The sequence below is a fragment of the Streptomyces sp. NPDC001606 genome (genome assembly GCF_053596835.1).
This window is the reverse complement of record NZ_JBSFHC010000018.1, coordinates 182,385-192,684: the sequence shown is the minus strand read 5'-3', so window position 1 is coordinate 192,684 and position 10,300 is coordinate 182,385. Positions and strand designations below refer to the sequence as shown.

The window sequence follows — 10,300 nt, the reverse complement described above, 5'->3', positions numbered from 1 at the left end:
CAAGGAACGGTCGCTTCCTTTGTACTCACCCTCTCGGGCTTTCCTCCGGGCGCTTCCCTTCGGTCTTGCGTTTCCGACTCTATCAGATCTTTTCTCGATCCGATTTCCTCGGCGCTTTTCCAGTTCCCCGCTCTCGCGGTTTCCTTTCCGGCGTTTCCGACTTTATCAGAAGTTCTTGGCCGGTCTGACCGGCCGCTCATTTCTGAGTAATCGGGGGATGCTTCTCGGATGTCGTACCGACATCCCGGAAGCTCGTAGATTCTATCGGCGGCCCTTGAACTTGTCCAGTTCTAGGCAACTGTTTGAATCTACCTCCCCACTCCCGCCGTGTCAACGGCTCTCGCGGGGAGATGAGGAGACTAGCAGCTCACACGGGCCGGATGCACATCAGGCGGCCGTGGGCACGGCGGAGCTGCGGTCCACCGCTTCGAGGTCACCCGTCTCGCCGGCGCGGGCAGCACGGCCGCCCAGGACATAGACGTATGCAAGGAAAGCCAGCTCAGCCACGACGCCGATGCCTATCCGGGCCCAGGTGGGCAGGCCCGAGGGGGTGACGAAGCCTTCGATGGCGCCGGAGACGAACAGGACCAGGGCGAGGCCGATCGCCATGCCCACCGCGGCGCGCCCCTCCTCGGCGAGGGCCGCACGGCGGGTGCGGGGGCCCGGGTCTATGAGTGTCCAGCCGAGGCGCAGGCCGGTGCCGGCCGCCACGAACACCGCGGTGAGTTCGAGCAGGCCGTGCGGGAGGACCAGGCCCAGGAAGGTGTCGAGGCGGCCGGCCGACGACATCAGACCGAAGCCGACGCCCAGGTTGAGCATGTTCTCGAAGAGGATCAGCAGGACGGGCAGGCCCAGGAAGATGCCCAGGACCAGGCACATCGCGGCCGCCTCCGCGTTGTTCGTCCACACCTGGGCGGCGAAGGCGGCCGCGGGGTGGCTGGAGTAGTAGGTCTCGTACTCGCCGCCGGGGCGGGTCAGGTCGCGCAGCTGGCTCGGGGCGCCGATCGCCGACTGCACCGCGGGGTGGGTGCCGATCCACCAGCCCAGGAGGACCGCCACGGTGGTGGAGACGAGCGCGGTCGGCACCCACCAGTGGCGGGCGCGGTAGACGGCTGCGGGGAATCCCTGGGTGAGGAAGCGTGTGACGTCGCGCCATGTGGCGCGGCGGGTGCCGGTGACGGCGCTGCGCGCGCGTGCGACGAGGCGGCTGAGCCGGCCGGTGAGCTGCGGGTCCGGTGCGCTGGACTGGATGAGCGACAGATGGGTCGCGGTGCGCTGGTAGAGGGTGACGAGTTCGTCGGCCTCGGCGCCGTTGAGCCGGCGCTGGCGGCGGAGCAGGGCGTCGAGGCGGTCCCATTCGGCTTGGTGTGCGGAGACGAAGACGTCCAGGTCCATCGGGTCTGCCTGCTCCTCGGGCTGGTGGCCGACTGCTCGTCGTGGATGCTCGAAGTTGTTGTCAGCTTGTCGTACTGGGGCGCGATGCGCCCACAGCTTGGCAGACTTGCTGTTCACGGGGCGGATCAGGGGAAGGACGGCGGGCGTGAGTGAGCTGGTGACGGGCGAGGCGGTGGCCCTCGAACTGCGGCCCGCGAAATTGCCGAGCAGGGCGCTGGCCGTGCTGCTCGATCTGCTGGTGGCCATGGCGGTGTACATCGCCGTCACGGTCGTACTGGTGGCGACGACGTCCTCCTTGGACGAGGCCGCGCAGACCGCGTTGTCGATCGCGGCGTTCCTGCTGGTGCTGGTCGGCGGGCCGATCGCGGTGGAGACGCTCAGTCATGGGCGTTCGCTGGGGAAGCTGGCGTTCGGGCTGCGGGTGGTGCGGGACGACGGCGGTCCGATCCGGTTCCGGCATGCGCTGGTGCGCGGCGCGATCGGTGTGGTCGAGATTCTGATGACGTTCGGCGTGGTGGCCTGTATCGCCTCGCTGGTGTCGGCGCGGGGGCGGCGGCTCGGGGATGTGTTCGCCGGGACGCTGGTGGTGCGGGAGCGGATACCGGTGGGGCGGACCGGCTTTGTGCCGTCTCCTCCGCCGGGGCTTGCGGGGCGGTTCGCCGAGCTGGATCTGTCGGCCGTTCCGGACGGTCTGTGGCTTGCGGTCCGGCAGTACCTGACGCGGATGGAACAGCTCGATCCGCGGGTCTCGCAGGGCATGGCGGAGCGGCTCGCGGCGGATCTCGTGGCGCGGACGGGGGCGGTGGTGCCGCAGGGTCTGCCGCCGGCTGCCTTTCTCGCGGCCGTGGTGCATGAGCGGCAGGCTCGGGAAGCCGCCCGGCAGACCTCTGCTGGTGATCGTTTCGTTCCGCCGGTGGCCGGGGTCGCGGCTGCGGCGCAGGCCGGTGCGGCGGGGGTGTCCTCGTCTCCGGCGCCCGGGGGTCCGCAGGGGGGCGGGTGGTCCGCTCCGTCGCCGGGTGGGAGTCAGCGTCCGCAGCCGGAGGCGCCGGGTTCGGCTGCCCTGCCGCCCGTGGTGGCGCGGGAGGAGCGGCCGGCCGACCGTCCGGCCACCGGATTCGCGCCGCCCGCGTAGGGCCGGCGGCCAGGACGGCGGTTCCCAGCCCTGTCCGGGATGCTCAGGCGAACGCCGACGGCGGTGACTGGAGGTCCTCCAGCTCGATCCCGGGCGCGGACAGGACCACGTCTCCGGCGATGTGGATGGTGTGCCGTTCCCCGGTGTCCAGGGCTGTGACCTGGTATTCGTCCACGGTCAGGGGGCCGTTGTCAGTGGCGTGTGCTTCGCTGTTCACCAGGGCCCAGGACTGGTCCACGGTGCGGGGGGCCAGGACCGGTTCGGTGAACGCCACCAGGCGTACGCGGGTCGCGGCGGACGAGGGGGTGAGGCGCAGCAGCCGGGCGGTGGCGATGAGGAAGGCGGGGGATGCGCCGGTGAAGGCGTGGGCGGGCACATTGCCTTCGGTGGCATGGGTGCCGGTGGGGTCGGTGCGGACCCAGGTGACGCCGTCCAGCGCGGCGCCGCGGACCTGCCAGTCGGCTGCGTGGAGTTCGAGGCGGATGGGGCGGCCGAGGTCGTCCAGCGCCAGGTCGACCGATCCGCGGTGTTCGCCGGCGGGGGTCGTCAGCCGGGAGACGTAGCGCCAGCCGGACGGGCCGGGGGCGCACTGGAAGTGCTCTTCCCCGAGGGGGGTGTGATCGTGCGGATCGTGGAGCGAATAGCGGCCGCGGGGCATGGGGGTCCTGGGTGGTGACGGGCTGATCCGGCCGGAGGCCGAAGGGGCAGGCCCCCGGCACGGGGGTGCGGGGGCCTGCCTCGGAGGACCTGCGTGAGACGCGGAGTGCGGCTCAGTAGCGGTAGTGGTCCGGCTTGAAGGGGCCGTCGACGTCGACGCCGATGTAGGCGGCCTGCTCCGGGCGCAGCTTGGTCAGCTTCACGCCGAGGGCGTCGAGGTGGAGGCGGGCGACCTTCTCGTCGAGGTGCTTGGGCAGCACGTACACGCCGGTCGGGTACGCGTCGGGCTTGGTGAACAGCTCGATCTGGGCCAGCGTCTGGTCCGCGAACGAGTTCGACATCACGAACGACGGGTGGCCGGTGGCGTTGCCCAGGTTCAGCAGGCGGCCCTCGGACAGCACGATGATCACCTTGCCGTCGGGGAACGTCCAGGTGTGGACCTGCGGCTTCACCTCGTCCTTGACGATCCCCGGGATCTTCGCCAGCCCGGCCATGTCGATCTCGTTGTCGAAGTGACCGATGTTGCCCACGATCGCCTGGTGCTTCATCCTCGCCATGTCCGAGGCCAGGATGATGTCCTTGTTGCCGGTCGTGGTGATGAAGATGTCCGCGCTCTCCACGACCTCGTCCAGCGTGGTGACCTGGTAGCCGTCCATCGCCGCCTGAAGCGCGCAGATCGGGTCGATCTCCGTGATGATCACCCGGGCACCCTGACCGCGCAGCGACTCCGCACAGCCCTTGCCGACATCGCCGTAACCGCACACCACGGCCGTCTTGCCACCGATCAGCACATCGGTGGCACGGTTGATCCCGTCCACCAGGGAGTGCCGGCAGCCGTACTTGTTGTCGAACTTCGACTTCGTCACCGCGTCGTTGACGTTGATCGCCGGGAACAGCAGCACACCGTCACGCTGCATCTCGTACAGACGATGCACACCCGTGGTGGTCTCCTCCGTGACACCACGGATCTCGGAGGCCAGCTGGGTCCACTTCTGGGGGTTCTCGGCCAGGGTGCGGTGCAGCAGCTGGAGGATGACGCGGTGCTCGTCGGACTCGGCGGTCTCCAGGGCGGGGACCTCACCGGCCTTCTCGTACTCGACGCCCTTGTGGACGAGGAGGGTGGCGTCGCCGCCGTCGTCCAGGATCATGTTCGGGCCGCCGGTGGGGCTGTCCGGCCAGGTCAGCGCCTGCTCGGTGCACCACCAGTACTCCTCCAGGGTCTCGCCCTTCCAGGCGAAGACCGGGACACCCTGCGGGTTGTCCGGGGTGCCGTTCGGGCCGACGGCGATGGCCGCGGCCGCGTGGTCCTGGGTGGAGAAGATGTTGCAGGACGCCCAGCGGACCTCGGCGCCCAGGGCGACGAGCGTCTCGATCAGCACGGCGGTCTGCACGGTCATGTGCAGCGAACCGGTGACGCGGGCACCGGCGAGGGGCTGCGCCTCGGCGTATTCCTTGCGGATCGCCATCAGGCCGGGCATCTCGTGCTCGGCGAGGGTGATCTCCTTGCGGCCGAACTCGGCCAGGGAGAGGTCGGCGACCTTGAAGTCCTGTCGGTTGTCGACAGTCGTCATTGCGAGCTGCTCCTCGGTGTCGGGTCGAGGTGGGTACGGCTGGTCTGCGCGGCGGCGGACACAGGGGTGCCCGAGAAGAGGACACAGGCATGCCCACGTACGCGCAGCGCAGTCCGTCGGAGGCCCTCTCTCCCTCGGTCGGTCCGTCCGGGACCGCCCGACCGCCATCAGCAGCGACGTCTGGCTCCGTCCCAAGCTACACCGCGCGACCCGGTCGTCCCCAGTCCGTTGCGTATGGTTCCGGCCGACCAGGGGCTCAGTGGCCGAGCGCGTGCGGGTTCGGGCCGCCGGGGGTGGCCTGCGGGTCGGGGCCCTTGGCGGCCTCGGCCTCGCTGTAGATGTCCGGTTCCAGGTAGATGACGCGGGCGATGGGGACGGCGGTGCGGATACGGGTCTCGGCCGCGTTGATGGCGGCTGCCACCTCGGCGGCCGTGTCGTCGTGCCGGACGGCGATCTTGGCCGCGATCAGCAGTTCCTCGGGGCCGAGGTGCAGCGTGCGCATGTGGATGACGCCGGTGACGGTCTTCCCGTCGACGGTCGCCTCCTCGATCTTCTTGACCACGTCCAGGCCCGCGGCCTCACCGAGCAGCAGGGACTTGGTCTCGGCGGCCAGGACGAGGGCGATGCAGACGAGGAGAACGCCGATGCAGACGGTGCCGATGCCGTCCCAGATGCCGTCGCCGGTGAGCACGGCGAGGCCGACGCCGAGGAGGGCGAGGACCAGACCGATCAGGGCGCCGAAGTCCTCCAGCAGGACGACGGGCAGCTCGGGTGCCTTGGCGCGGCGGATGAACTGCGCCCAGGAGAGCGTGCCGCGCAGTTCGTTGGACTCCTTGATGGCGGTGCGGAAGGAGAAGCCTTCGGCGATCACCGCGAAGACGAGGACGCCCACCGGCCAGTACCAGCTCTCCAGGGCGTGCGGGTGGAGGATCTTCTCGTAACCCTCGTAGATGGCGAACATGCCGCCGATGGAGAAGAGCACGATCGAGACGAGGAAGGCGTAGATGAAGCGCTCGCGGCCGTAGCCGAACGGGTGCTGCGGGGTGGCCTCGCGCTCGGCCCTCTTGCCGCCGATCAGCAGCAGGAACTGGTTGCCGGAGTCGGCGAGCGAGTGAACGCCCTCGGCGAGCATCGAGGAGGAGCCGCTGAACGCGAACGCCACGAACTTGGATGCCGCGATCGCGAGGTTGGCGCCGAGTGCCGCCACGATCGCCTTCGTACCGCCTGACGCGCTCATGTGTCCGCGTTGTCCCTTCGACCTTGTCGTCGCCTTCGCGCTTTGCCCGGCCTTTGCCGGTGGGCCATTCTTGCAGTCCGGCCGGGCCTTGGCGTGTCAGGTATCCACAGGGCCGGTCATACGATCACAGTGGCGCGGAAGACGGTGCCCGTGCCCGAGATCTGCGTGTGCTCGCCGGCCGGGACGAAGACCGACTGGCCGGCGCTCAGTTCCTCCTCGCCCGCCCGGACGGAACCGGCCGTGCAGAGCAGGATCTGCGGGGCGTCGCGGGTGACGTCGTGGGCGGCGCCGGCCTCGGGGAGGACGTAGCGGGAGAGGCGGAACTCGTCGATCGGGGTCTCGTAGACCTCCTCGCCGTCCGGGGAGGCCTCCGGGCGCAGTACGCCGGGGTCGCCCGGCTCGAAGCGGACGACGCGCAGCAGTTCGGGGACGTCGACGTGCTTGGGGGTCAGGCCGCAGCGCAGGACGTTGTCGGAGTTGGCCATGATCTCGACGCCGAGGCCGTCGAGGTAGGCGTGCGGGATGCCGGCGCCGAGGAAGAGCGCCTCGCCGGGCTGGAGCCGGACGTGGTTCAGCAGCATGGCCGCGATGACGCCGGGGTCGCCCGGGTAGTGGTGGGCGATGTCGGCGTAGGGGGCGTAGGCGCCGCCGAGGCGGGTGCACGCGGCGGTGGCCTCGGCGACCGTGTGGGCCATCTCCTCGCGGTCGGCGGTGAGGACCGCGGTGAGCATTTCGCGCAGCGCCGCGTCCTCGGGGTGGGCGTGCAGCAGGTCGACGTACGGCTTGAGGGAGGCGACGCCGAGCCCGTCCAGCAGGTCGGCGGCCTCGACCGGGGGCCGGAAGCCGCAGAGCCCGTCGAACTCGGTGAGCGCGCAGATGAGTTCGGGCTTGTGGTTGGCGTCCTTGTAGTTGCGGTGCGGGGCGTCGACCGGGACGCCCCGGCGCTCCTCGTCGGCGTATCCCGCCCTGGCCTGCTCCAGGTCGGGGTGCACCTGGAGGGAGAGGGGGGCGCCGGCGGCGAGGATCTTCAGGAGGAACGGCAGGCGGGGGCCGAACCTGTCGACCGCGCGGGCGCCGAGTTCGCGTTCGGGAGCGGCATCGATGACCTCGACGAGTGTCCCGCGCGCGGTGCGCGACGGGGCGCCCGGGTGCGCTCCCATCCACATCTCCGCCTGCGGTTCACCGGTCGGTTCGACGCCGAGCAGGTGCGGGATGGCGGTGCGGGAGCCCCAGGCGTAGGGGCGGACGGTGTTGTCGAGGCGGTCCATGTGTCTTCTCTGTCTCCGTACGTACGTCGCGGCACGGCGGGGGCGGAGGCGAAGGCTGTGCCGGCCGCCGTACCGGTGGTGGGCGCGGGGGTGCGTCCGGCCTGGAGCCAGATCAGGCCCTGGAAGCGAGCGCCAGGTAAACGGCGGCGAAATCCGTGACGGCGATCAGTTCCGCGAGCGTCTCCAGTTCGCCGCCCTCCTCCGGTTCGAGTTCGCTGATCGGGGTGTCGTGGCTGAGTGCCACGTCACGGGCGGCGGGCGCGGCGGTGAGGCCGCCGCCCGGGCGGTCGCGGAGCAGGACGACGCGCGCGTGCAGGGCGGGCGGCTCCTCCACGCGGTCGCGGAAGAAGTCGTCCGGGTCGGCGCTGGCGGCCAGCGGGCCGGCCAGCAGAGCGCTGTGGGCGGCGAGCGCCTCGGGCAGTTCGGCGACGAGGGCGGGGCGGCCGGAGAGTTCGGCGAGAGCGGCGGCGAACCGGCGGCCCGCCGGGCCCGCCGAGGTGCCTTCCGTCCACACCACGGGCAGCGCGTCGGCGAGCTCGGCGGCGAGGGTCTTGGCCGGATTGCTGTACGTCGCGATGGCCGGGCCGCAGCGCTCCGCGATGTGGTCCAGGCGGTCGGCGACCTTCTCCAGGGCGTCCTGCGGGGCGGCGAGCAGGCCGATGCGGTCCAGGAGGGCCAGCAGCGGGGTCAGCAGCGCCCAGAAGACGCCCGGGGAGGAGGCGGCGAGGGGTTCGTCATGGTCGTACGGGGCCGTCGCCATCGGCACGAACAGGCCGTGCGCGCCGGCGACCGCCTCGGCGAGCGGGGTGCCGGCGGGGGCCACGGCCGCGACCGAGCAGCCGTGGCGGTAGGCCTGGTCGGTGAGGAGGGACAGGCTCGGCTCGGTGCCGTCCGGGGTGGCGATCAGCAGCAGGTCCACGGAGCCGGCCCAGCCGGGGAGTTCCCAGCGCAGGGCGCCTGCCGCCGGGGCAACTCCGGTGGGGGCCAGGCGGACGATGGGGCCGGCGGCGCCGGCCAGGGTGCCGAGGAGGTCGGCGGTGTGAGTGGCGGCGGCGCCGGGGCCGGCGATCAGCACCGAGCGGGGGCGGCCGTCGGGCTTGAGGTCGCCGATGCCGGCCTCGGCGGCGTGCCGGGCCGCCGTACGGACGCGGGCGCCGGCCTCCGCCGCGCCGCGCAGCAGGCCTCGGCGGTCGGCCTCGGCGAGGCCCTCCGGGGTGTCGAGCAGCGATTCGTCCAGCATGGGCGGGTTGCCTCCGATCGCCGGGGTCCTGTGCGGGGTGTCTACGGCCTGACGGGCGTCGTCACTGGGGGCGGCGGGCCTCGTCCACGAGCAGGACCGGGATGCCGTCACGGACCGGGTAGGCGAGGCCGCAGTCCTGGCCCGTGCAGACCAGCTCGGTGTCCTGCTCCTTGAGGGGGGCGTGGCAGGCCGGGCAGGCGAGGATCTCCAGGAGGCCGGCTTCGAGCGGCATGGGGTGTCCCTTCGAGGGCGGATGTCTGTCTGTGGTTGTGCCTGGTCAGCGTACCGCTGGAGCACGCGCCGAGCCGGGCTTGCGGCCGTCCAGGGGGCTCGCGGCCCCCTGGACGGCGTTGCCCGGCAGGTCAGCCCCGGATGTCAGGCCCGGATGATCGCCAGGGCTTCGTCCCGGATCTTGGTCATGGTGGGTTCGTCCTTCGCCTCGGCGTTCAGGCGGAGGAGGGGCTCCGTGTTGGAGGGGCGGACGTTGAACCACCAGTCGGCGGCGGAGACCGTGAGGCCGTCGAGGTCGTCCAGGGTGACGTCGGCGCGGTTCTCGTACGCGGAGCGGATCGCGGCGAGCCGGGCGGCCTGGTCGGCGACGGTGGAGTTGATCTCGCCGGAGCCGCTGTAGCGGTCGTACTGGGCCACGAGGGCGGAGAGGGGGCCGTCCTGGGTGCCGAGGGCGGCCAGGACGTGCAGGGCGGCCAGCATGCCCGTGTCGGCGTTCCAGAAGTCCTTGAAGTAGTAGTGCGCGGAGTGCTCGCCGCCGAAGATCGCGCCGGTGCGGGCCATCTCGGCCTTGATGAAGGAGTGGCCGACGCGGGTGCGGACCGGGGTGCCGCCGTTCTCCTTGACGACCTCCGGGACGGTGCGGGAGGTGATCAGGTTGTGGATGACGGTGCCCTTGCCGCCGTTGCGGGCGAGTTCGCGGGCGGCGACCAGGGCGGTGATCGCGGACGGGGAGACCGGGTCGCCGTGCTCGTCCACGACGAAGCAGCGGTCGGCGTCGCCGTCGAAGGCGATGCCGAGGTCGGCGCCCTCCGCCGGTACCCGCTTTTGCAGGTCGACCAGGTTGGCCGGGTCGAGCGGGTTGGCCTCGTGGTTCGGGAAGGTGCCGTCCAGTTCGAAGTACATCGGGACGAGGGTCAGGGGCAGACCGGCGAAGACCGTGGGGACCGTGTGGCCGCCCATGCCGTTGCCGGCGTCGACCACGACCTTCAGCGGGCGGATGGAGGTGAGGTCGACCAGGGAGCGCAGGTGCGCCGCGTAGTCGTCCAACGTCTCGCGGGTGCTCAGGGTTCCCGGCCGGGCGGCCGGCTCCGGGGCGCCCGACTCCAGCCAGCCCTCGACCAGTTCGCGGATCTGCGCGAGACCGGTGTCCTGGCCGACCGGGGCGGCGCCCGCGCGGCACAGCTTGATGCCGTTGTACTGGGCCGGGTTGTGCGAGGCGGTGAACATCGCGCCGGGCAGGTTCAGGGCGCCGGAGGCGTAGTACAGCTGGTCGGTGGAGCACAGGCCGATCTCGGTGACGTCCACGCCCTGGTCGGCCGCGCCGCGTGCGAAGGCGCGGGTGAGGCCGGGGGACGAGGGTCGCATGTCGTGGCCGACGACGATCGCCGCGGCTCCGGTCACCTCCGCGAAGGCGGCTCCGAAGAGTCTGGCCAGTGACTCGTCCCACTGGTCCGGGACCACTCCGCGTACGTCGTACGCCTTCACGATCTGCGACAGATCAGCAGCCACGGCCAACCCTCCTGAAAGTCCTATGGGTGCCCACAAACTACCCGTCCGGGGTAAGTGGGC

At 71.3% G+C, this 10,300-nt stretch carries 9 protein-coding genes; 1 reads left to right on the top strand and 8 read right to left on the bottom strand.

All coding sequences use genetic code 11. From position 1 onward, the window contains the following. Positions 1-387: 387 nt before the first annotated feature. Positions 388-1,395, bottom strand: a complete 1,008-nt coding sequence (locus tag ACWCV9_RS28655; protein WP_450790824.1) for a stage II sporulation protein M — start codon at positions 1,393-1,395, stop codon at positions 388-390. Between the two features lie 145 nt (positions 1,396-1,540). Between ACWCV9_RS28655 and ACWCV9_RS28650 the strand changes: the two genes are divergently transcribed. After that, positions 1,541-2,527 (top strand): RDD family protein, encoded by a 987-nt coding sequence (locus ACWCV9_RS28650; RefSeq protein ID WP_450790816.1) that lies wholly within the window; start codon positions 1,541-1,543, stop codon positions 2,525-2,527. 43 nt (positions 2,528-2,570) lie between these two features. On the opposite strand, the gene ACWCV9_RS28645 is transcribed toward ACWCV9_RS28650, so the two are convergent. The 7 genes from ACWCV9_RS28645 to ACWCV9_RS28615 form a co-directional block, all read right to left on the bottom strand. Next, positions 2,571-3,185 carry a hypothetical protein gene (locus ACWCV9_RS28645; RefSeq protein WP_450790814.1) on the bottom strand — a complete coding sequence of 205 codons (615 nt, stop codon included), beginning with the start codon at positions 3,183-3,185 and terminating at the stop codon, positions 2,571-2,573. Between the two features lie 112 nt (positions 3,186-3,297). Next, positions 3,298-4,755, bottom strand: a complete 1,458-nt coding sequence (ahcY, locus tag ACWCV9_RS28640; protein WP_450790813.1) for an adenosylhomocysteinase — start codon at positions 4,753-4,755, stop codon at positions 3,298-3,300. A 256-nt stretch (positions 4,756-5,011) separates the two neighbouring features. Then, the gene (locus tag ACWCV9_RS28635; protein WP_450790811.1) at positions 5,012-5,992 is read right to left on the bottom strand and encodes a cation diffusion facilitator family transporter; all 981 of its coding nucleotides are present in this window, start codon (positions 5,990-5,992) and stop codon (positions 5,012-5,014) included. Between the two features lie 116 nt (positions 5,993-6,108). Then, entirely contained in the window at positions 6,109-7,260 is a 1,152-nt protein-coding gene (gene manA, locus ACWCV9_RS28630) for a mannose-6-phosphate isomerase, class I (protein ID WP_450790809.1), read from the bottom strand. 112 nt (positions 7,261-7,372) lie between these two features. After that, positions 7,373-8,500 carry an SIS domain-containing protein gene (locus tag ACWCV9_RS28625; RefSeq protein ID WP_450790807.1) on the bottom strand — a complete coding sequence of 376 codons (1,128 nt, stop codon included), beginning with the start codon at positions 8,498-8,500 and terminating at the stop codon, positions 7,373-7,375. Between the two features lie 61 nt (positions 8,501-8,561). After that, positions 8,562-8,732: a Trm112 family protein gene (locus tag ACWCV9_RS28620; protein ID WP_247461501.1), complete on the bottom strand. Its 171-nt coding sequence runs from the start codon at positions 8,730-8,732 to the stop codon at positions 8,562-8,564. A 143-nt stretch (positions 8,733-8,875) separates the two neighbouring features. Next, positions 8,876-10,240 (bottom strand): phosphomannomutase/phosphoglucomutase, encoded by a 1,365-nt coding sequence (locus ACWCV9_RS28615; protein ID WP_450790805.1) that lies wholly within the window; start codon positions 10,238-10,240, stop codon positions 8,876-8,878. Positions 10,241-10,300: the final 60 nt, after the last annotated feature.